We start from the raw sequence: 23,835 nt of genomic DNA, 5'->3' as shown, positions 1-23,835 counted from the left end.
ATTGTTAATATGACACTTATAAAAAGAGATAAAAAAATGGACAATGACAGGCGACCAGTACCAGGCAGGTTCAGGGGGCGAAACAATCACCTGGCCTGATGATCCGGCCGCCGTGTCATTATCCGTATCAGGATTGCTTACTTAAGTTCCAATACAACTACAGAAAACGGCGGCAGCTTTACTTGTATGATGTTGTTTTTCAAAGTAGCGCCTTTAAATGCAACGGGCCTGATTTTATCCGGCTGTGCAAAGCTGTTATAGTCCTGCAGATTGGCAGAAGCCAGGATCCGGCCGCTGATGGACTTGTAGTTTTCCGCGCGTGTATCGAGCGTAACAGTTTGTTCCTTATGGGCATCGATATTTACGACGGAGATGTGTGTTACCCCATTCTTGTCTTTCGATGCAGAGGCAGTTACAGCCGGCAGTTTATCACCATTAAACGTATAGTCGTTACTGTGTACATCTACCGGTATCTGTGTAGCATCCTGGTGCACATTGTACATTTCCATTACATGGTAGGTAGGCGTGAGCAGCATGCTATCGCCTTTTGTGAGAATAACGGATTGCAATACGTTGACGGCCTGTGCGAGGTTGGCCATGCGTACCCGGTCGGCATGATTATTAAAGATATTCAGCGTAGCGCCGGCGATCATTGCATCGCGCATGGTATTTTGCTGGTAAAGGAAACCCGGATTGGTGCCCGGCTCAACATTGTACCATCCGCCCCATTCATCTACTACCAGCGCCACTTTCTTTTCGGGATCGTATTTATCCATGATAGCGGAGTGTTTGCGGATAAGTGTATCCATAAACAAAGCGTTTCTCATAGTGGTAAAGTATTGTTTTTCAGAGAAATTGACAGCATCACCTTTATCGTTCCAGTCGATGACCGCGTAGTGATGGAGCGCAACACCTTCCAGCATATGGCGCGGGATATTCTTCATCAGTACTTCCGTCCAGTTATAATCGCCGGAATTAGCGCCGGAAGCAATCTTGAAGAGATGATCATTTTTCCATTCGCTGTGCATGAAAGTAGCATACTTGCGATAGAGGTCTACATAATATTCAGGGCGCATATTACCACCGCAGCCCCAGGCCTCATTGCCTACTCCCCAGAAGCGTACCTTCCAGGGCTCCTGGCGGCCGTTTTCTTTGCGGAGGTCAGACATAGGGCTTTTGCCTGCAAAGTTGACATATTGCACCCAATCGGCCAGTTCCTGCGCGGTGCCACTTCCCACATTCCCCGCCAGGTAAGGCTCTGCGCCCAGTTCTTCACACATATTCAGGAAGTCGTGTGTACCAAAGCTGTTATTCTCTGTTACATTTCCCCACCAGGTATTAACAATAGTGGGCCTTTTGTCTTTCGGCCCGATGCCGTCTTTCCAATGGTAAGTATCTGCAAAACAGCCACCGGGCCAACGCAGCAAAGGAATTTTCATTTTTTTGAGGGCAGCGATCACGTCGTTGCGTACGCCACGGGTATTGGGAATACGTGAAGTATCTCCCACATAAAAACCATCGTAAATACAATGTCCGAGATGTTCAGCGAAGTGCCCGTAAATATTACGGTTGATAACCGGAGCACCGGCCCCTGGCTTGAGAGTAACCGTATTCTGAGCCTGAGCCGCCTGTACAGACAACAGGAGTCCGAGAATACCCGTACGGATGTATCGATATTGTTTTTTCATAACGAAGATTTATCACCGGCATAGGGTTGATTCCTGAGCGGTAGTTCAAAAGAACAAAATAATTGTCAAATTAACAATTAAAATGGGAAAAAATATTTTGGAGCGTGGGTTAAGCACCCCGGTGGGCCGCAGCGAGTAATGCGATTACTTACTGCGGCCCACCGGGGTACTTAATCGCTCCATTCTTAGTTCCTTATTTCTATCAGGTTTTCTTCTATTGCATGAAAAAGACCGCCGGTATCGGAGATGGTGAGTATGCCTGGTATAGGACTTATTTTGAGTGCCGTACCTTTTTCTATCCGGGTTTTATCGCTCAGCAGCAGGTGGAAGGGTTGCTGGTTGTTGGTGGAGAGATAACCCTTTGTCAATACCCTCCCTGTTTCACCCGGCAGCATATCGTCCAGGGCCACTCCCAGGATATTCCCGGTTCCGGGCATCGCAGGTATCAATCGCCGGTTGCTGTTCATTTGTACTACCATTCCCTTTTTGATCAGTTCGGCTGCGGTGCCGTTACTTATATTATCTGTGAAGGCAGGATAGTAGTTGTTGCCGGCAGACCACAAAGCAATATCGGCTACGTTTCCAATGGCTTCCCGGATATCCGCCAATATTTTTTCATTGCTGAAAGCAGGCGGGATAGTATCATTGAGTGCACCGGGGCCTGCGTAATCTTTACTGAATATTATTTCATATCTCCTGCCATCAATCATGATACCCAATATCTTCGGTTGTTGGGAACAATTTCCCAACCGCTTGCCCAACGACCGGTTGTAGCGATTTTTCATATCTGGCATATCCTCTACATCTACACATCCTCTTGCATAGGCCTTTACTGCATTCATTCCCTTCCGGCTGGCGTATCCACCTGCTAACACCTCACCTGCTGCCAGCGTCTGACGCCCTATTTCCTCCGGGCCTTGCATAATAACTTTGTATGCACTACTCAGGGTGTCCACCATCACACTCCCTCCTTCTGCTGCCCGTGATATGATTTTCAGTACTTGTCCGTGAAAGGAGGGGCTCCAAAGAAATGGACCATTGCCGCGGCCGGTGATTTTCAAATCACAATGATCATAGTGTATCCCTTCTTTACGATCAGATAAATATGGCACATCATCCGCCTGCATAACATATCCTTTTTTCCAGGTACAGTTTTCCAGTCTGATCATATCTTCGCGATGGCTTCCCAGGCTTTGAAAACAGGCCAGCAGCTTTGATGCACCTGTTCCCTCAAAGCAGCAATTACTGAATAACAGCTTTGAAGCTCTTTTAAAATCACCATTTGTATGCATATACAAAGGCCAGGATGGCGATTGCAACAATGAAGATACCACCTCAACCACCTGGCCTTCCGACATTCCAAGTCCAAGCGGGTGCCAGCTTTTCCAACGGGTGGCATTCCCTGTGTTGCCATAATGGAGCAGATTAACATGTTCCAGCCGTATATGGGCGCCAGACAAACCAGTTGCTCCTCCGTCGATATGTACCGGATACCTGATATTTTTTGCTGTAATAGTGATGTTACTGATACTTCCCGATCGGGCATTCCAATAAACAGTCTGGTAACTCTCATAGGGAAATGAAGACCCCAGGTTATCTGGCAACTGACCGCGGACAATAACACTGTCTTTATTAATACCTCTCAATGACACATCATCCTTTCCGCGGATAAATGCGTAATTGCCGGTACTACTTCCCTTACTGTTAAAGTCATCCGGTTGCGAAGCTTTATAAACACCAGGCCCCACGTCAATAACATACGGTTTAGCAGGGGAGGCATCATGGATGCTTTCTAATGCATCCTGTATAGCCCTGTTACCTGCAAAATCACAGTCCCGGCCTGGTGTGCCGTTTATCCTTACTTTTAATAACACAGGTTTCACGGTAGCCACCAGCGACAATCCTTCCAGCTGTAACCCTGCATCGAAAGTGCCGGGTACTTCCCATCCTATATTCATTCCCGTTATATACATATCTTCCCAGGAGGATGCTGTCAGGTAGCCGTTATGTTTGGCTGTTTCAAAGGCTTTCCGGATCTCGGGGTAGAGGTCTTTCGCAATATGCTTCCAGTCCTGATCATGGAAACTTCCCTGATACGCACTGCGGCCCGCTATACTGTATATGAATCTCCCGGTAGCATCGGCCTTCCCAACATCTTTTGCTTTATAAAGATTGATATGTTTATAGCGATAATCGTACAGGGGTACACCGAACCATACATAATCACCGTATCCCGGAGAATTCCTGTTGCGGTTATTCACTGCAAGGTATAATGAAAATTGCGCTGTATGTATTTTGGGATCAAATTCCTGCGACTTCATCCTGTTATTACAATACATCAGTCGGGCATTCAGGTTCAGCATGAGGGAAGTTATGCTATCCACCCTCAGTTGTGGCCTAAGCTCCTGCTCCAGCAACAGGTGAGGCCAGTCTTCCCCGGATTTCCGCGCTGCGTGGAATTCCCTGGATGTGAATATTTCCATTTCTATCCCGGTGCCGTTCTCACTTCTATTGAATGTAATTTTTTTCCCTTCATTACTGTAAGAAACGGAGGTATCATTTCTTGTTGCAACTGTTGTGCGCAGCGGATGCGAACTTCCCCATTCGGAAAGCATCCAGCAGGCAGGCCCAAGTGCATCGCTGAATGGTTTAAATGTATCACTGGTAACCGGGTTCCCTGAGTTGGTTCCTCTTAGTATGATTCCATTGCCAAAGGTGCTATCGGCTACCAGGGACACAGCAATGGTTTCTTTTGCCTGTCGTCCCAGCTGACGGCTGCTGTTGCAGGCGCATAGCGCTAAACAGACAAATAATTTCAATGTATCCTTCATAAAACCGGGTAATTAATTTGCGACCAGGCTCAGGTTCCTGACCTGCATAGTGCCTATGTTCAGACCAGGACACTCCCATCCCATGGTGAACAAAGATATCTTATAATCATTATAGCTTTGTGATTCGGTCAATATGTCCCGGCTCCAGGCTTCATTAAGTCCGTCTTTGATGAGCGGAAGAAGATTACCGGAGACCGTTTTCCATTGTCCGACGGTGAGACCGCTGGTGGAGAATGGTGTTAAGCCTACATCGTAGATTAGTTTTCCGGTAAACAAGTCGGTTGATACAGATTTTCCTGGCAGCGGATACCGGTCATCGAACAGCATCACGAGGAAATACATTGATTTGCCATAGCCGGGATTTCCCTGGCGCAGGTTCTGGATCAGGAAAGTGCAGCTGAACTGAATAGCGTGAATAGCTGAATCGTATCCAGGTTGCTGGTTACGGTTATGGTATTGCAATAATGCATCGATACTAAATTGAACAGACGACAGCACGCCAATAAAGGGAGTAGTGGTACCCAACCATCCGTCGGGGTCTGCAATTTTCAGATCTGCCAATAGTGCAGGGAATGGATCACTGGCCTTTCTGTAGACATTGTTAAATTCGCTTTGGCCATTGATGGCGAAAATGAGGCTGTGATCTGTAGAGGTGAGTGGGCCCAGGGTCACTGCCTTATATGGATTGGCAAACTGAGTAGAGCCCGAGCCCAGCACAACAGGAGTTGCACCATAGATGCTGGAAACACTGTACCATTGTGCCAGGTTCCATACCGGTGTACCATTAGCTGTGGTGTATTGCAAAGGTCCCTGTACTGCTCCGGTGGTTGGATGCAACACATTGAAGCCTTTCTGGAAATCAGCGTCCGTCAGTAAATTGACAGGGGTGGTGAGGCCGTTGGCAGTCACTTTTACATTGGTTCCTGTTTGGAGCTTTTCCCAGCCCCATCCCGTTTGCTCTTGTTTGGTACAGGCACCCAACAAAATGCTGCAAAGCAGCACCGACGCCGATAAGATGAAGTTTTTGGTAGTTCTCATAACGTTTTTTTTGGAAGATGATATAGTTTCTAGTACCCCTGATTTTGCTCGAGGGGGCTTAATTCTATTTCAGTTTTAGGTATAGGGAACCATATCCTGTATGGCTTCCAATTTGCCTGTACCTGTGGTACAATCGTATTCCACCGGCCTTTGTCGTTGCTCAGCTTACTGAGCGCTGTTCCCAGCCGGCCAAAGCGTATCAGGTCCATTCTTCTCCATCCTTCAAAACAAAGTTCCCTCGACCGTTCGTCCAATAATTCAGTAATGAAATCAGTATTAAAATATGCGCCCGTCAATATGTCTACATTGCCCGGATCCGCCACAGCTCTGGCTCGCACCTGTTTCAACAAACTTCTTGCGCCGGTCTCATCTCCCGTATAATAAAGTGCTTCGGCCCGTAACAACAAGATATCTGCATAACGTAGCAGTAAAATATCACCATCAGACCAGGCCTGGGAAATGGCCTTGGTTGCAGGGTCTCTGTATCTGAATTTACCAACGCAATAATTGCCGTTACGCGGATCGGTGCAGGGAAGCGGAACAAAGTATCTCAGTCCTTCTATTGTTTCTGAATTTCCTGCGGGATCTACCTGTAAGGTCAGGTTTTGTGTCCTGCGGATATCAAGGGCATTGTACTTAAAGAACAATTCTCCTGTGGGCCTGAACCATCCATATCCGCCGCCAGCTAAGCTGCTACCGATCGGAATCTGCCAGAAAAGCCAGAGATTATAATTACCATTGACGGAACTGGTACTTCCTCTCACTGTAAACAGGCTTTCTTCTCCCTGTGCCTGGCGGGTAGTTTCCCTGAAGAGGTAGTCATAGTGAGCGGTTAATTTATAGCCGCTGTTACCAACGATATCTGTTGTAAGAGTTTTCAGCTGGTTATACATATTATCAGCATCCACCCAACTGAAATTATTCAGGGCACTGTTCAGGTCTTGCCCCACATTGTTTTTTTTGCAAGCCGCCAGATAAGCATAGACCTTTGCCAGGTAGCCTGCAGCCGACCATTTGCCGGCTCTGCCAGGTAAAGCAGCTTTGTCTGGTAATGACTGATAAGCAAATTGCAGATCTGATATCACCTGGGTATACACATCTTTCAAAGTTGCCCGTTGTACTTCCGGCTTTTGTACCGACGACGTATAAACAGGTACACCTCCATATTCCATTGCCAGATAGGCATATAACAGTCCTCTCAAAAAGTGCCCCTCCCCTGTCATCTGTTTTTTCCTGGCCTCATCCACTGATGTCCCCGGTAATTGTTCGAGCAGGTAATTAACGCGGTTGATACCCGCAAACAGGAAAAACCAATTATTCCGGATTGTTTCATTCTGGCTGGTGATTCCCTGTGTACCGAAGGGGGCATAATTAGGATTGGTAAATCCATCCTGTGTAAGCAGTTCATCTGTTCCTGCATTCAACATGAATGGCATAGCCACAGCAAAGGTTTCACCAAATCCTGTACCTTGTATTGAGGTTGCATTCAGAATGCTGTAACAGCCTGTTAGGCCCAGCTCTGCATCTGATGCCGTTTTGTACAGGCTTTCCACTGTATTAAAAGAGTAAGGTTTAGTATCAAGATATTTTTTGCAGCTGCTTACTAACACGCACAGTGATAAAAGACAAATATTGTGAGCTATTCTCATAGTAGATTGGAATTAAAATGAAGCATTCAATCCGAATGCGAAAGATTTTGCTCTTGGATAAGAAATGCGATCGAAACCCGGCAATAATGGGTTGCCGGAATTCAGCTCCGGATCGTAGCCCGTATACTTAGTCCAGGTAATCAGATTAGTACCCGTGAAATAAATACGTACATCTGATATTCCTTTTTTCCGGATCAAAGAAGCAGGCAGCCGATAGCCAATTGACAGATTTTTAAGACGCAGATAAGAGGCATCTTCCACATAATAACTGGAAGCAAGCATGGCAGTTTTATTAAGTGCTCCGAAGTCGCCGTATTTATTGGTAGGATTATCAATACTCCACCGGTTATAAAAGAAATCCTTCGTTATATTCATCCAGGTTTCGAGCACTCCACCTTCCAGCTGGTAGCGGGATTCATTGAATACCTGCGCACCGTAAGATCCTTCCAGAAATATATTGAGATCAAAGTTTTTGAAGCGAAAAGTATTGTTAAGTCCACCGAAAAACTTTGGCTGGCTTCTGCTGATAGTAGTACGGTCATGATCCAAATCTATTACACCATCATGATTCAGATCCTTGAATTTGAATGACCCGGGCCGTACGTTTACACCGGCGACCTGAATTTGTTTATCTTTCAATTTATATTCCCTTTTATCGTGCGGGATAGAGGGGTCGCTGTTATCCTGCCAGGTAAAATCGCTGACCTGGTATACACCATCAAACACATACCCATAGGCTGTTCCTAATGGTTGTCCTACGGACACCCTTCCTACATCCTGTATCCATCCGCCACCCATTGTAACAGGAATGAAGCCTATATTCCCGATATCTTTTACTTCATTTTTATTACTGCTGATATTGAAATCAGTTTGCCAGGTAAAATCCTTACGATCAATGTTCTTTGATGAAATATGTAATTCTATTCCGTTGTTATCCACTCTTCCGAGGTTCTGCCATTGCTGGGTATAACCAGTACGAGAGGGAACATAAGCCGGCAGCAGCATGTCTTTGGTTCTTTTGCTGTAAACATCCAGGTTTACTTCCAGACGATTATTCAGGAATCCCATATCAATACCGGCATTGTATTGTATGGTAGTTTCCCATTTCAGATCCGGGTTAGCCCTGGAAGCCGGCGCCAGTCCCAGATCGCCGCCATAGTATGCATTTTCCAACGCCGACAGATACCTATATGAGGTGATACGTTCGTTACCTGTTTGTCCGTAACTGAGTCTTAGTTTCAGGTTGCTGAAAATTTGTTGCGCTTTCATAAAGGACTCTTCGGACATAAGCCATGAGTAAGCGAAAGATGGGAAGTAGCCAAAACGGTTTCCAGCCCCGAACTTATCAGAACCGTCGGCACGCAGTGTAGCAGTGAACAGATGCTTTGTCAACAAAGTATAATTAACCCGGCCGAAGTAAGAGAGACGTTTGTTCACATCCCGGTATGATCCGGTAGACTTTACATTGGTGCCTTTACTGATATCGTTGATGCCTGTTGATTCGTCAGCAAAATTGGATTTTTGCAGGGAAAAGAATTCGTAGTTATACCTATTTGTTTCGAAGGCGATCATGGTGTTCAGGTAATGGTTTTTATTAAACCATTTTTCATACGACAGCTGGTTGGTATTATAGAGCGAATAAGCACGCTGTTCCTGGATAATTCCCAGTCCATTGTCGCCAGCTCCCCAGCTGGTAAGTTTCCCGTAAAATTCCTTCCCTTTTGAACTGGTGAGTATTCCTCCTCCGGAAACATTGAGGGAAAGGCCCTCTGCCAGTTTATAATTCACATAACCACTCATATTCGTTTGTATAACAGAAACATTTTTGTAGGCGTTATCGATCATTGTAACCGGCGAAATATAACGGCCTGCCCTATCCCAAAGCGGATCATAGAACTCCACCGGTTTCGATATTACGAGGTTCTGTACAACACCATTAAACAAGGCATCTCCGCCACCGCTTTGAGTAGCGCCATTCAGCTCACTGAAGGCCGTACTTGCATTCAGTCCGAGTTTCAGGTTACGGCCGTGTTCATGATCTATTTTCAACCGGAGATTATATCGTTGATAGTCGTTGTTTTTTATGATGGCAGATTGGTTGAGATAACCGACGCCACCAGCAAAAGAGGTTCCGTTCTTTTTTCCGCTGATGCTGATATTATGCGACTGGGTTGTTCCGGTTCGCAATATTTCCCGCTGCCAGTCGTGCTTCGACAGCGAGTCGAGATTCACCGGTTCATCGCCATCGTCACCGTATATCCCGTCGCGGTTGGTATCTCTATAAAACAATATACTGTTGGGAGACACAATTCTGCGATAGTTCAGGTATTCATTGGCACTCAGTACCGGCAGCTTACGGGTAGCAGAAGAGAACATCACGCTACCGTCGTAGTCTATCCTGGCCTGGCCGGATTTTCCGGACTTCGTTGTAATGATTACAACTCCATTGGCGCCCCGTGAGCCATAGATAGCTGTTGCCGAAGCATCTTTCAATACATCAATCGATTCTATATCGGCAGGATTCAGGGTGGCCAGCGGATTGGATGCACCGCCATTCCCTATGCTGGCGGTAGCAATTTCTCCGGGATTGGCGTCGTATGGGATACCATCTACAACAAATAACGGGCTCGTACCTCCGAAAATAGTATTAGCGCCTCTTATAGATATATTTACAGCAGCCCCCGGCTCTCCGGAAGTAGACGAAACCTGAACGCCGGCCAGCTTACCCTGTATAGCTTCCTGGAAAGATGTTGCCTTGGATTGGACAATACCATCCGCCCGGATACTGGCGACGGATCCGGTAAGGTCGCGTTTATTCACACTACCATAACCAACTGCCACCACTACTTCATTAAGACCGGTACTCTGGCGTTGCAGTATTACATCCAGTTGCTGTGCACCTTTCCACGATACTTCTTTCGTCGTAAATCCGACACAGGTAAATATCAATACCCCGGCGTTACCTGTCAGCTGCAGTGAATAATGACCGCTAGCATCAGAAACAGCTCCTGCACGGGCATCTTTCAGGCGTATGCTGGCGCCAGGTATGGGAGCACCATTCTCATCCGTCACTTTCCCCTGCAGCGTAACTGGCGGAAATTCGCGGGCAGCAGACAGCTGCCTGAGCGCTATTGTTTTGCCCACAATTACCCAATTGAACGGTTGTTTGTTGAAGCACAGTTCCAGCGCCTGTTGCAGCAACATGTTATGTCCTTCAACCGTTATGGGAGGAATATTATCGAACCATTCGCCGCGATATACAAAATGATATCCCGTCTGGCGTTCGATCTTCTCCAATACTGTTTTGAGATCTGCATTCCGTTCCTTCAGTGTAACCGTTTGTGAATATCCCCTGGCGCTCGACTGCAGGCAGATAATCAGGATCAAAAAAGAGGCGAGTTTCATTCTCAACATGATTTTGTTGACAAAAAGGCAAAAGGATAACCTGCCTTTTAACAAAGACATCAAAAACATAATTTTACAATTGTTTAAACCTGACAGCTGTCAGTTCATAAGTGGAAATATTTGTGAATGGTTGAGCCCTCGTATAGCTAAAGTGTCACCAACACTCCAGGCTTTTTCTGAGCGGACTTTCTTTGTATAACGTGGTACCTATCATTGTTTCATTATTATATCGATGCGCATGACACGTGATAATGCGCTACATGACAATTAATTTTTTTCCTTCGAGGTGATATTTTAAACCACTTTGTTCCAGTACCTGCAATACCTGCGGGAGCGTAAGGTTCATTTCCATCTTACCGGTAATATGCCAGTCAGGAATCTTTCCGGTATAGATGACTTCCACATCATACCATCGTGAAAGCTGGCGCAGGACACCGGCTATATCGTTGTTATCGAAACGGAAGGAACCTTCTTTCCATGCTATAGCAGCTTCGGGGTCTGTTAACGTTGTCACATCCAATTTACCATATTTGGTCAGTGCTCCCAGCTGGCCGGGCTTCAGTGTTACCTCACCAGAGGCGGCTGTTAATCTTACTCCGCCCTCCAGCAGGGTTGTACGAATGGCCGTTTCATCGGTATAGGCCATTATATTAAAGTGTGTACCCAGCACCGCGATGCGGAGATTATTCACCTTTACAAAGAATGGTTGATGAGGCTGAGTGCTTACTTCAAAATATCCTTCTCCTGTTAGCTCCACTGTACGTTCGTTACCAGTAAAAGCTACCGGGAACCTAAGCGAGCTGGCAGTGTTCAACCATACTTTGGTGCCATCAGGTAAAACGACCTGATACTGGCATCCGCGGGGTGTAAAAAGCGTATTAAAGTTTACTGATTGATCTGTATCACTCCCTTTATATGACAAGGATGTATTACTACTCTTTACTACTACTGCCCCTCCCTGTTTCACCAGCACGCCATTGGCGGCCGTGTCGAGCGCGAGCACCGTACCATCAGAAAGCTTCAGCGTAGGCGCAGGCCTGTGCAAGTTCACTTGTGTATGTGAAGCCAGCTCCCGGCTTTCCTGCTCCGTACCTGCTGAATAACCTGCGTGGTTCCTCAATATCCAGGCAGCCAGCAACGCTATCACCAATACTGCTGCAGCGGCAGCCATGCGCCAGATTTTGAATACCCTGTGCGACCTTACTGGCTGTTTAGCCGGCGTAGCAATAACTGTATTTACTACCTTTTCCCAGCGTTCCTGCTCATAATGCAGGTCTACCGGCGCTTCCTCCATCATCTGTTGCAAAGTAAGCTCCAGCACCTCCCGCTGAGGATCGTTTTCCAATGCATCAAAGAATGCTGTGCGTTCCTCGCCGGACAGTCTGTTAGCCATGTATTGCTCCAGCAAATACTGCATCCGTTCTTTAGTCAAGCCGGTCTGATTTTAGGTGATAATAAATGCCTACCTCTAATAAAACGCAGGAATATAACAGAAGGACTGTTCCAACAAAATATTTTTTTTTAAAGTGCGCTGATCAGCAGCATTACAGGTACCAGCCCGCCCCACTCCCGGTGAATATATTCCCTGATAAACTTCAGTGCAATGACTAATTGATCTTTCACTGTATTCTGAGACAGCTCCAGTTTATCTGCAATTTCTTTATGGTTAAGGCCTTCCTGACGACTAAGGCGGAAGATCTGCTGGCGCCGGGGCGGCAGTTGTGCCACTCCTTTTTCTATCAGCAGCTGTAGCTCTTTCATAGTAAGTTGCTCCAACATATTTTCTGATGGCGGCTCAGGTGCGGCATCAATATTCAGCAGCTTACGTTCTTTACCCGATAGTGCCCGGAGGTAGGAAAGAGATAGATTAGATGCCACGCGAAAGATCCAGGACGCTGGTTTCTCCATATCCGCGAGTTCACGGCGATTCACCCAAACCCGGAGAAAAACTTCCTGTACTAATTCTTCGGCAATCACATCCGACTTACATATCTTATAAATAAATGGTAGCAGCCTGGCATTATACTCGTGAAACAGTTGTCTGAAAGCAATTTCCTCTCCGTCGGCTATTTTTTGGAATAGTTCTTTTTCATTATATATGCTCATGTATACCGTGGAAGAGATTTTGTAATGGTCCAACCAAAACGAAAATAATAAAAGAATTAAGAATAGGGGATGAAGAATTAAAAAACTGCGCGAAGATCTTAGCGAATAATAGTATTATTCACTAAGATCTTCGCGCAATTTCTTCATGCCCTATTCTCAACTCTCCTTCAAACTCTTCACCGGGTTGGCCAATGCTGCCCTCATCGATTGAAAACTCACCGTCAATAAAGATCATCGACAAATACAGCCATCAGCCGTTTGTGAGGGTGTTTGAAGAGAAACAGTTCGAACCGGCTGGCATGAAGGAAACTGTGTTTGGCGATTCCAGAGATGTGATCCCAAATATGATACAGGGATACAGGTATGTAACGTATATGGATGGACGAAAGCTGCCTGCCGACACGTTGGTGATGAACTATGCAGAGGTTGCCCCCAGCCGCCGCACGGCCACTGGCCTGAATAGCACAGCCAGCGATGTTGCCAACTGGATCATCAGTTTGCAGCAAGGCAAACTGTTTACTTCGAAGGCATCTCTTACCCGGCTCTGGACGCCCGGTACCTTTAACAATGGCACGCCCACACAATGGGCGCTGGGCTGGGTCACTAAACCACGCCCCCGTCATAGTGCCGTTATCGCCACCGGTGGCGGACGTTCAGCATTCTTCGTGTATCCGAACGATGATCTGGCCATTGTAGTGCTGACCAACATGGCAGGTTCTTATCCGGAGGACTTCATAGATGAACTGGCAGGATATTATAATCCGGACATTCCGGCTGCCGACCCGATAACAACACTGCGTATGCAACTCAGGAAAAAGGGCTTTGATCCCGCTTTACCGGTTTACCGGGAGCTGCAAAAAGTGCATCCGGGCTTTAACGCATCGGAAACAGATCTGAACGACTGGGCCTACCGGATGATGAGTAGCCGGCAGCTGAAAGAAGCCACCGCCGTATTCAAGCTGGTGACGGAGATTTACCCGGATAGCTGGAATGCTTATGACAGTTATGGAGAAGCCCTGTTAAAGAGTGGCCAGCGGCAGGAAGCCATCAGGATGTACCAGCAATCCATCACGCTCAACCCCGATAATACCAACGGGAAGAAAATACTGGAAAGATTACAGCAGTAGACCACCAACGCGCGCTTGTCTTTTTAAATCCTTATTTGGCCTACATTTGCTTAATTTTCGGATATGATGCATTTTATACTGGCAAGCACCTCCACGCTGTTTGGAGAAACGTACCTGGCTTACTTACAACCATCCATGAAAACGTTGTATGCAGGGATCGATGAGATTATATTTATTCCGTTTGCAAGGCCCGGCGGCATTTCGCACGATGATTACACCAGTCGCGCTACGGAAGCTTTCGGGAGCATTAACATAAAAGTACGTGGACTGCATACCTTCAGCGATCCGGTGGCAGCCATAAAAGCCGCAAAGGGTTTCTTCACGGGAGGCGGCAATACTTTCCTGCTGGTAAAGCAATTGCATGAGCTGGGATTGATGGAGGTATTGGGAGAAGCAGTGAAGAACGGCGCCCCTTATATGGGATGCAGCGCGGGGAGTAATATAGGCGGCCTGACCATGCAAAACACCAACGATATGCCCATCGTATATCCACCCAGTTTCGCGACCATGGGCCTGCTTACTTTTAATATCAATCCCCATTACCAGGATCCGGTTGCCGGTTCCCAGCATATGGGAGAAACGAGGGAAACACGTATACGGGAATACCATACCCAAAACAATACACCTGTACTGGGATTAAGAGAAGGCAGCTGGATTTACCGCAAAGATGGCTCCCTCACACTGGAAGGCAACGGGAGTGCCCGGGTATTTGAAGCCGGGAAAGAGCCCTACGAGCTGCCGGCAGGCAGTTCTCTTGCTGCCCTGAAATAAATTTCTGACAACACTATAAAAGAACAATCATTCTTTTATCTTTGCACCATGCGTGTAAAAGATGAAAATAAAGCTGTTGCCATCCGCGAGAAGGCTATAGAAATGATTGTTCATGAAGGTTTCGATGGACTGAGTATGCACAAACTGGCCAAAGCGGCTGGTATTTCGGTGTCTACTATTTATATCTATTTCAAGAACCGGGAGGATCTGCTCAACCAGTTATATGCTTATACCGCTGAGATGTTTGTACAGGAAACCTTAAAGGATTTCCATGCCGACCTGGATTTTGAAACCGGGTTATGGCTGCAATGGCGGAACCGGTATAAATTTATACTGAAACATCCGATGCACCATTATTTCTGGGAACAGCTCCGGAGTTCTCCACTGATCAAGAAGCAGGATACTACGCAGGAAAATGATTTCCGGAAAATGATGCGGCAATTTGTTGAGAATGCCGTGGCAAAGAAAGAGATCGTGGAGTTGCCTACAGAGATATTCTGGGCACTGGCATATGGCACTTTTTACACGTTGATGAGGTTTCACCTCGAAAATGCAGGTATGTCGGGTCAGCCTTTTTCGCTTACGAAAGACCTGCTGAAGACAACCTTTCAGCAGGTCATGAAAGCGTTGCGGCCTTAGCGGGGATGCTGTTTAAAGCCCAAGTCCACCGTCGCAGCGTATAATCGTTCCTGTTATATTACCATTTCCCATCAAAAAAAGAATGGTCTCGGCCACTTCTTCCGGCTCTCCTACCCTGCCCACCGGTGTTTCAGCGGCATAGCCGTTGAAGGCTTCCTGTTTAGCAGAAGCAGGGAGGAAGTCCCACCACGGTGTATTTACTACACCCGGTGAAACTGCGTTTATGCGTAAGGGTTGTATCTCTCTTGCAATGGAAGGAATCATCAGTTCCAATGCCCCGTTGATGGCTGCCAGTCCGGATACACCCGGCTGTTGTGAAATAGCAGATACGGCAGTCACCAGCGTTATGCTGCCGCCTTTGCTGACGTAAGGCAGTGCAGCCTGCAGGGTGTTCAGGTGGGGCCAGAATTTTCCTTCGAAGCCATCGCGCAGGTCCTGCAGGGAAAGATCGGCAAATTTACCGCCGCCTTTGGCGCCGCTCAGCGCAATCACCAGGTGGTCGAAAGGGCCATGTGTTTTGAAGAAAGCATCTGTTTCAGTGCGATCGCAGCTATTAAGGGTGGCGGTACGAATTCCCGGATAGGCACTGGCTGCCTGGGACAATTTATCTGCATTACGGCCGGTGATGGTTACCTCTGCCTGTTGAGCGGCCAGCATAGCTGCTGTAGCCAGTCCTATTCCTGAAGAGCCTCCGGCAATGATCACTTTTTTATTTCCGAATTTCTGTGACATAAACATGCTGTTTTATGACTGTAAAATTGGAGCAGAAACGGGAAGCGATTGTTATCCGTATTATGCATTGTATTAACCGGATCATGCATTCTTCCGGTAGGCCAGTGGTGTTTGTCCGGTTTGTTCGCGGAAGAAGCGGTTAAAACCGGCAGGATCGCTGAAATTGAGTTGATAGGAGATCTCCGCTACGGAAGTATCCGTATAACGTAGCACTGCTTTGGCCTCCTGCAGCAGCATATCGGCAATGGCCGCAGATGCAGTGTGGCCGGTCGTTTCTTTTACCGTGCGGTTCAGGTGATTGGGCGTAACGCCCAGCAGGGAGGCATAGTCGGCCACTCTTTTCCTGGTAAGAAAATGCTGACTGACCAGCTTTTTGAAACGGGCCACCAGGTAGGTATTACGTGTATCCGTTTGCGTTAAGTGCAGTTGTTGTGCCAGATAACTTCTTTTTACTTCCAGCAGCAGCAGGTAGAGGTGCATTTTCACGGCCTGCTCCTGCCCTGGCAGGGAGCGTTGCAGCTCGTCGTTGATCTTGCAGCATTCGGCCGCAACGGCCGTAATAGCGGCTTCATCCAGCTGAATGAACGGGGTGCCTTCGTAGCTGAAAAACGGGAACTCAGCGGGCAGCTGGTTTGCAGGCAGGAATTGCTGCAGGAAATCGGCATTGAACAGGATGTAATAGCCGAAGGTATCGGCGCTCATATTGCTTTTACTGAAGATCTGTCCGGGAAACGTAAAACTCAATGTGCCGGCGCGGTGCCTGAATTCTTCCAGTCCAAGCCGTACATCTACGCCACCGCTGAGGGTGATGCTGATGCGGTAGAAGTCTGATTTCAGCGGGCCCATGGCAGGTTTCAGGCCTTCGCTGGAATATATCTCAAATCCCGGGATACGTTTTTCCGGCGCCAGGCTGTTGTATCCGAAGCCGGAGGTATCTCCCTCCTGGCGATGCAGGTGGCGGAAATTATGCAGCACATAACTGGGGATCTTTGCGGTGGTGTTTTTGCCGTTCATTGGTGTTTCGCTAAATTCGTCTTTAAAATTAGTCAAATTATTTCCAATGGAGTTAACCACATTATACCGCCCTGTAGGCGAAGGGGAATTAAAGCTGATCGAGGCTTCGGGGTGGCAGCGCTTCCCTCCGAGGTTGCCTGACCAGCCGATTTTTTATCCTGTGATGAATGAAGCGTATGCGGTGCAGATCACCGTTGAATGGAATGTTCCGGCCTATGGGGCGGGGTTTGTTACTAAATTTGATGTCGACAGTCAGTACCTGAAAAAATATACCGTAGAAAATGTTGGCGGAGATATTCATAATGAATTATGGATCCCCGCGGAAGAGCTGGAAACCTTTAATGATCATATTGTTGGCAAAATAGTGCTAACGCATTCGTTTTACAGGGAGCCTTAAAATAAACAGGCAGCAGTACGTGTACCGCTGCCTGCAATTTATTTTCGTATATCCTATCTTGCTATATCAATCTTCACTTTCTTATTCTTGATCTTTTCATTCTTCACCAGTTCCAGTGCGTGGCCTACTTTGCTTTTCACTACTGCCACGAAGGAAAAGAAATCTTTCACTTCAATCAGGCCGATATCTTCTTTTTTCAACAGCGCTTTTTTCGACAGGAAGCCTACTATATCTATTTTATTCACCTTGTCTTTTTTGCCGGCAGCAATAAACAGGGTGGTCCATTTAGGTTTATCCGGCAAGGTAGCGGTGGCGGGCAATGCAATTGTTTCAATCGTTTCTCCGTCGAGGTACGGCATGAGTTTCTCATCCGGTGCGAGGATCACGATGGCAGTGCCGCTGGCTTCCATACGGGCTGTACGGCCGTTGCGGTGCGTCCAGCTGTCTTCCGTATGAGGGAGATGAAAGTGCACGATGTAGCGGATATTGGGGATATCGAGCCCGCGTGCAGCCAGATCAGTGGTAATGAGTACATTCACGGAGCCGTTACGGAATTTACAAAGGGCAGCATCCCGCTCCTGTTGTTCCATAGCGCCATGATAGAAGGTATTGATGATTTTCTTTTCCGACAGCATTTTACTGGTGCGCTCCACTGCTTCGCGGTGATTGCAGAACACAATGGTAGAGCGGTTACCGAGGAAGCAGATAAGGCGGAATAAAGTTTCTACCTTATCATCTTCAGGAGAAAGCACCTGTTTGATGGCAAGCCGGGCCGGAGGTGTTCCTTCTTCCGGCAGGAAATTCAGCTTTTCCGGATTGCTGAGCGGCAGGAACTCCGGAATCTCCACGGCTTCTGTAGCAGAAGTGAGGATACGTTTACGAATACCTGGTAAAGATGCCACTATAAAAGACACTTCTTCCTGAAAACCCAGTTCCAGTGTTTTATCAAATTCGTCCAGCACCAGCGTTTCAATAGCGGTGGTGGTAATGTTTCCACGCCGGATATGATCACCCAGACGGCCGGGCGTGCCCACAATCACGGCAGGGGCTTCTATCAGGTTATTTTCTTCGGTTTCCCGGAGGTGACCGCCATAGCAGGCCGTGATCTTATAACCGGTGCCCATTTGCCGGAACACCTTTTCTATCTGCAGGGCCAGCTCGCGGGAAGGCACTACTATCAGCGCCTGCGTGCTTTTATTTGATTTGCTGAGCTTCTCCAGTACGGGCAGCAGAAATGCCAGGGTTTTACCTGAGCCGGTGGCCGACAGCAGGATCACATCTGCATGTTCCTTATTGGCTTTCAGCGATGCCTCCTGCATTTCATTCAGTGCATCGATCTTCAGACCTGCCAGCAGGTGGCTTATTGAATTGTTCTGTTTTTGCATTTGCCCGCAAAAGTACGGAAAAACCCGGGAATGACATTTTATACTCCGGATGCGGCTTACTGGTTATTCTTATCATAGAAATCGAAAAAGTCGTTCAGACGGAAGATCTTAGTAAGAAACGAGTAATCCTGGTTCAGACGGTTGTAATCCTTCACAGACGGCGCTTTATCATCTATATTCCCTTTGCCCAGGGTACGGTCGGGGATAAAGAGAGCAGTTGTCACTTCCGGCTCTCCCAGCATGGAATATACCTCCCGGCCTTCCACCATGTAGGGTTTGAACTGGCTTTTCAGGTTCTTTTCGGAATAAATAATGTTGTAGATAACATATTTAGATTGTGTTGGGTTGATGACACCAAATGCAGTTGGATCCAGGTCAAGATCCTGGTCAGTGATGTTATGTTCCTTACAGTTGATGCGATGATGGCCTTCAGACAGGTGTATTTTTTCAAAGGAGCGGGCAGGCACATTGTATACCTTATCATCGATGCCAACGGTGATTGCCTTTGCCGTTGGGTTATCTATCAGTGTGGAGCCACGGAGGGCAGGCACCAATAACAATTCATAGCAGGCATAGCATCCCATCAGTAGCAATACCAGCAATACTCCCATTAGCGCACGTTTGTTGTTGTTCGTGTTATTCCTGGCCATCAGTAGCAGTTTTCATTTTTCAGATAAATCGTACAGAACTTCTGTCGTTAAAGTTAAGGAACCAGGATACTGTATCTGATGAGATTCTATATTCGTAGGGAAGCAATTGATATTCGCAGCATTTAGGGGAACATATGCAGCACACACATCATCGTGTGCTGCATGATATTAATTTCATCTTCAGGTAAATAAAGGGGTTTACGCTATCAACAGCGGGATACTGACAATCACTAAAAAGCCCATCCCCTGTGGCTTGGGGCCAGCTTCAAAATATGCCTGCCGGTCTGTTTTATTAAAAAGAATATCGAGCCGTTCCTGTATAATGATGCGCGAAAGAGACTCCTTCTCAGGGGGACTGTATGTTTCAACTTTTTTGCCGGCGCCGTTATCATCAATGGTAATAATAAGCTGTGTTTGTTCCTGCCGGAACCGGATGGTAAGGTTGCCTTTATGGCCGATCGATTTAAACCCGTGCTCCACGGAGTTCTCCACGAAGGGCTGTAACAGCATGGGTGGTATAAGCAGGGATTCGATGTCGAGGTTGCCGGTATCCACACTGTATTCGAACATGTTTTCGAAGCGCATCTGCTGCAGTTTGATATAATTCTTCAGTGAATTGATTTCATCATCCAAAGGAATGAGGTCGTGGCGGTTCAGCTCCAGTATATTGCGCATCAGCTTAGAGAAGGCAAGAAGATAAGCATTGGCTTCCGTTTTCTTGTCGCTGCGGATAAGTCCCTGCAAATTAGCGATAGCATTATAGATGAAATGCGGATTTAGCTGCATCTGTCTTGTTTTCTGCTCGAGCAACAGGCGTTTATTCTCGATCAGCAGTTTCTCATTTTTTTCTCTGAGTAATTTTTGCCGGTAAGCACTGTAGATGGAAATAGCAATAATGGCGAGCAGGATACAGATCACCACAAAGATCCATCGCTGTTGCGTGATTACTTTTTTATTCAGTTCGTTGTTTAGCTGCAGGCCTACAATGGCCTGGTCTTTTTTGGCAGTCTGGTACTGGGTATGCAGTTCCTCCATTTTAGCTGCTTCAATGGCTTCCTTGTTGCTGGCGTATATATTGAAAGCCTTATTCAGGGCGGCCAGTGCGCTTTTGTAATCTCCTTTTTTCCGGTAAGCTTCATTCAGTCCCTGGTATTCCGACAGGAGATTTACACTGTTCTTCTGCTGTTCCGCCCAACGGATGCATTCATTGTAATAATAAATGGCAGAATCCAGTTTACCTGCGCGCACATAGCTGGTGGCCAGGTTATTAAAGACCACATTATTTAAATCGTTATGGAGCTTGAAATAATTGAAATATATCCTGCTGCATTCAAGCCCTTTTACAAACTCCTGTTTGATTGAATAATACTGGGATTCATAATCATAGGTGCGCGCCAGCGCCACGCTATCGTGCAGATTCAGCGCCAGCTGGCGGGAGCTGTCGAGGTGCTGCCGCATAGCCCCTGTATTATTTCCCCTCGCTGCCAGCATGAAAGAAATGTCGTAGTACCGCTGCCGGATAACCGGATGCGTGCGGAACGGGTGATGACTGAAATATTGCTGGGTATACTCAATAGCCTTTTCAGCGTTGTTATTATTATAGTAAGATTTTGCCAGCAGGTCGTATAAGCGATAAGTAAATATGCTGTTTTGTTGTTCTGCTTTTTTAACTGCTGCCATGATGCGGCTTACGATCTCACTTTTGGCAATACCCGAGTTCCCAATGCCATTTCCCAGTACGGCATCGTCTTTCAGGGTTTGCAGGGCAGTCTGACCGGATGATGGAAAAGTGAGATAATAATAATGTAAAGCACTATCGAGCTTCTTATCCAGCTCATACCGCATGCCGCGCAGGTAGTTATACCAGGGATCGGTTGCTTTACCTGGGGTGTTTTCCAGATTAGCCAGTACTGCATTCAGTGTATCCCGGTACGCCTTTTTCTTTAAGGTATCCCGTACCAGCACCAGGTTGATATAGCGTTTCTCGCGTTCCTCTCCCGAAGCAGCATCTGCTGTTACCGTTTGTTTGCCACGTATACAGCCACATAGTAAAGCAACCAGGGAAATGATAATAATGTTTGGTTTGTAAAGGTTTTTCATGCTACAATCTCCGGGTATATCTTCATTTGCCCGGAAAATAAGTAAAAAATATTTACTTTTTTCCGGGCAAATGTCTTTAAGATATATATCAGAACCTGGCAGATACACCGGCATAGAAGCTCCGGCCATCGGAAGGAATGATTCCGGGGCCCGGATATTCGTCGGTCCGGCGGGTGAAATAGGCGTTGTTGGCAAGGTTATTTACACCAGCTTTTAAGGCATAGCGCCCAAATTTATAAGTAGCACTGAGGTCCATGACGGAGTAAGCCGGGATATAGCCAGCAACGGGGTTTTCGCTGATTTTGGCATTGGTGGCATCTCCATAGGCATCTCCCACATTATTCAGTTGAAAAGTGACAGACAAATGCGGATCGCTATAGGTAAGCCCCACCCGGTTAATATAGTTCACAGCCGCTTCCACGCGGTTATTTTTGAACGTTCCGGAAGTATATTTTGCATCAGTATAGCCGAAGGAATCGAAAATGCTGATGCCTCTTTTAGACAATGGATTTAACCATTTCAGGATGTTCAGCTCAAGATAGGTTTCCACTCCCTTGTGAACACTGTTAGCCACATTGGTCCGGTAGGTGTACGGATTGCCGCTGGCATCATTGAGCAGCACGGTACCAATCCGGTTATTATAGGCGAGATAAAACAGGCCAAGATCGAAATTGAGGAAATTGCGGACCGTTCCGCGATAGCCCAGATCAGCGTTGAACCCGGAGGCATCTTTCATATGCGGATCTATCTTTGACGTAATACCAATGGGCGTAAGCTGTGCATAGTCGACCGGGCGGTAGGCCTGGCTGATATTTGCATAGATATTGGCGTATTCGCCTGTTTTATACTCCGCGCCGATACCGAATAAGGGGAAGGTGCGTGATTTTCTGTCGTCTGTAAATACCTTTGTATTATCGGTAATATAACCTTTGGCAGTGCTTTGCAGGTATTCCAAACGGAATCCCGGCGTGATGGACAGTTTTTTACCCAGCCGGAAGATATTTTCCACAAAGGGCGCCACATTGGTAGTGGTAAAGTCCAGCGCATATTGGTATTCGCCGGTGATATGCAGATCGAAGTCGCTGCCGGTGGTGCCTTCACCTCCACCCTGCCGTTTGAACCAGGCATAGCTGTAGCGGATACCGCCAGCCAGCGTGTTATCGGTACGGCCGAGGCGGTAATGATGTGCCAGCCTGGCTTCCGTGGTGGTATTATGCATGACCTCATTTTGCACTTCCCGGGGGATATATTGGCCTGTAGCAGGATCTATGAGATCGAGCGCACCTGGTCCTCCATCTTCATTCCGCCACACCAGCGCACGGCTGCTGAACAGGTAGGTAGATTTTATATTCAGCGTAGTAGCGGGTGAAAAGGTATAGTTGAGATCTGCAGAAAGCACATTCCACGGACTTTTGAGCCAGTTACGGGCCCGGAAGGAGGATTTCGGATCAGCATTGAACATGCTGTCATTCAGGCCACCGGGCATTTTAATACGATTGCGTAACAGGGAATACTCCATACCTACAGATAACTTATCTGAAGCATTGTACTGTACCCGCGCAAATGCGGAAACCTGTTGCTGCTGGCTATTAGGGCGGTACCCCTGCAGGGTGCGGTATTGTATAAAGCTATAATAGCTCCACTTCTTTATAGTACCTGCAAAGGAATTAAAAGTATTAAAGAGACCAAAACTGCCGGCCGTTTCAGAAGTGTAGAATTCGAAGGGTTTATTTTTAGGTGCCTGGTTCAGTACATAGTTTACGAGTCCACCGAACTGGGAGCCGAATTGCAGGGAGGAGGCACCTCTTACCATTTCAACACGACTCACCGCTTCCATCGGCGGCAGGTAATATGCTTCATTGTAGCCATATATATCGGATGAAATGTTGTACCCGTTCTGGCGGGTGTTCATTTCAATGCTCTGAGTGGGATTCAGGCCACGGGTAGCGATACCATTGGCAGTAAAGCCACCGGTTTCTGTTTCGGTGATATTCAGTCCGGGTACACGGCCTAATATCTGGCGCGTATTATTGATGGCCTTGTTGGCATCCAGACTGTCGACCACCACCACTTCATTCTTTTTTCCGGAATAGATAATCCCCTCATTTTCATCCGGGAGGTGCCCGGTACCGCGAACAGTGCGTATTCCTTTGACCCTGATGTCTTTCAGATAATAGATCCTGGTTGAATCGGTGTGGCGCTGAGCGCCCGCAAGGAGAGGCAGCAATATAAATGGCAGCCCTGATAATAATTTGCTCATAAATTAAAAGTGATGCGCAAATTTCATCAGCTGGCAGCTCTGG

17 protein-coding genes are annotated in these 23,835 nt (G+C 47.1%); 4 read left to right on the top strand and 13 right to left on the bottom strand.

Annotation, left to right across the window (positions count from 1 at the left end; genetic code table 11):
* Window positions 1-137: 137 nt before the first annotated feature.
* The 7 genes from UNH61_RS08295 to UNH61_RS08265 form a co-directional block, all read right to left on the bottom strand.
* On the bottom strand, window positions 138-1,688 hold the full coding sequence (locus tag UNH61_RS08295; RefSeq protein WP_326991613.1) for an alpha-L-arabinofuranosidase C-terminal domain-containing protein: 1,551 nt from the start codon (window positions 1,686-1,688) through the stop codon (window positions 138-140).
* Window positions 1,689-1,873: 185 nt separating this feature from the next.
* Complete coding sequence (locus UNH61_RS08290; protein WP_326991612.1) at window positions 1,874-4,519, bottom strand: hypothetical protein; 2,646 nt, start codon at window positions 4,517-4,519, stop codon at window positions 1,874-1,876.
* Window positions 4,520-4,531: 12 nt separating this feature from the next.
* A complete protein-coding gene (locus tag UNH61_RS08285; protein ID WP_326991611.1) occupies window positions 4,532-5,557 on the bottom strand; it encodes a hypothetical protein in 1,026 nt (341 codons plus the stop codon).
* 29 nt (window positions 5,558-5,586) lie between these two features.
* Entirely contained in the window at window positions 5,587-7,206 is a 1,620-nt protein-coding gene (locus UNH61_RS08280) for a RagB/SusD family nutrient uptake outer membrane protein (RefSeq protein WP_326991610.1), read from the bottom strand.
* 12 nt (window positions 7,207-7,218) lie between these two features.
* Window positions 7,219-10,620, bottom strand: a complete 3,402-nt coding sequence (locus UNH61_RS08275) for a TonB-dependent receptor (protein WP_326991609.1) — start codon at window positions 10,618-10,620, stop codon at window positions 7,219-7,221.
* A 247-nt stretch (window positions 10,621-10,867) separates the two neighbouring features.
* Entirely contained in the window at window positions 10,868-12,043 is a 1,176-nt protein-coding gene (locus UNH61_RS08270) for a FecR domain-containing protein (RefSeq protein ID WP_326991608.1), read from the bottom strand.
* A gap of 89 nt (window positions 12,044-12,132) precedes the next feature.
* Window positions 12,133-12,717: an RNA polymerase sigma-70 factor gene (locus UNH61_RS08265; protein ID WP_326991607.1), complete on the bottom strand. Its 585-nt coding sequence runs from the start codon at window positions 12,715-12,717 to the stop codon at window positions 12,133-12,135.
* Window positions 12,718-12,908: 191 nt separating this feature from the next.
* Here UNH61_RS08265 and UNH61_RS08260 point away from each other — a divergent pair, with 191 nt between their 5' ends.
* From UNH61_RS08260 to UNH61_RS08250, 3 genes are all read left to right on the top strand, one after another.
* A complete protein-coding gene (locus tag UNH61_RS08260) occupies window positions 12,909-13,844 on the top strand; it encodes a serine hydrolase (protein ID WP_326991606.1) in 936 nt (311 codons plus the stop codon).
* A 63-nt stretch (window positions 13,845-13,907) separates the two neighbouring features.
* Window positions 13,908-14,615 carry a dipeptidase PepE gene (gene pepE / locus UNH61_RS08255; protein ID WP_326991605.1) on the top strand — a complete coding sequence of 236 codons (708 nt, stop codon included), beginning with the start codon at window positions 13,908-13,910 and terminating at the stop codon, window positions 14,613-14,615.
* A 48-nt stretch (window positions 14,616-14,663) separates the two neighbouring features.
* A complete protein-coding gene (locus UNH61_RS08250; RefSeq protein WP_326991604.1) occupies window positions 14,664-15,254 on the top strand; it encodes a TetR/AcrR family transcriptional regulator in 591 nt (196 codons plus the stop codon).
* 12 nt (window positions 15,255-15,266) lie between these two features.
* Here UNH61_RS08250 and UNH61_RS08245 read toward each other — a convergent pair whose 3' ends face one another.
* Together UNH61_RS08245 and UNH61_RS08240 are read right to left on the bottom strand one after the other, a co-directional pair.
* Window positions 15,267-15,986, bottom strand: a complete 720-nt coding sequence (locus UNH61_RS08245; RefSeq protein WP_326991603.1) for an SDR family oxidoreductase — start codon at window positions 15,984-15,986, stop codon at window positions 15,267-15,269.
* An 81-nt stretch (window positions 15,987-16,067) separates the two neighbouring features.
* On the bottom strand, window positions 16,068-17,036 hold the full coding sequence (locus tag UNH61_RS08240; protein WP_326991602.1) for an AraC family transcriptional regulator: 969 nt from the start codon (window positions 17,034-17,036) through the stop codon (window positions 16,068-16,070).
* A 10-nt stretch (window positions 17,037-17,046) separates the two neighbouring features.
* Between UNH61_RS08240 and UNH61_RS08235 the strand changes: the two genes are divergently transcribed.
* On the top strand, window positions 17,047-17,397 hold the full coding sequence (locus tag UNH61_RS08235) for an ADP-ribosylation/crystallin J1 (protein ID WP_326991601.1): 351 nt from the start codon (window positions 17,047-17,049) through the stop codon (window positions 17,395-17,397).
* A 53-nt stretch (window positions 17,398-17,450) separates the two neighbouring features.
* On the opposite strand, the gene UNH61_RS08230 is transcribed toward UNH61_RS08235, so the two are convergent.
* The 4 genes from UNH61_RS08230 to UNH61_RS08215 all read right to left on the bottom strand — a co-directional run bounded on the left by UNH61_RS08230 (window position 17,451) and on the right by UNH61_RS08215 (window position 23,792).
* The gene (locus UNH61_RS08230) at window positions 17,451-18,782 is read right to left on the bottom strand and encodes a DEAD/DEAH box helicase (RefSeq protein WP_326991600.1); all 1,332 of its coding nucleotides are present in this window, start codon (window positions 18,780-18,782) and stop codon (window positions 17,451-17,453) included.
* Between the two features lie 56 nt (window positions 18,783-18,838).
* Complete coding sequence (locus UNH61_RS08225; RefSeq protein WP_326991599.1) at window positions 18,839-19,432, bottom strand: hypothetical protein; 594 nt, start codon at window positions 19,430-19,432, stop codon at window positions 18,839-18,841.
* 198 nt (window positions 19,433-19,630) lie between these two features.
* Entirely contained in the window at window positions 19,631-21,532 is a 1,902-nt protein-coding gene (locus UNH61_RS08220; RefSeq protein WP_326991598.1) for a histidine kinase, read from the bottom strand.
* A gap of 88 nt (window positions 21,533-21,620) precedes the next feature.
* Window positions 21,621-23,792: a TonB-dependent receptor gene (locus UNH61_RS08215; protein WP_326991597.1), complete on the bottom strand. Its 2,172-nt coding sequence runs from the start codon at window positions 23,790-23,792 to the stop codon at window positions 21,621-21,623.
* Window positions 23,793-23,835 lie beyond the last annotated feature (43 nt).

The sequence above is a fragment of the Chitinophaga sp. 180180018-3 genome, assembly GCF_037893185.1.
Classification (GTDB): Bacteria; Bacteroidota; Bacteroidia; order Chitinophagales; family Chitinophagaceae; genus Chitinophaga.
This window is presented reverse-complemented; position numbering and strand designations above follow the sequence as displayed.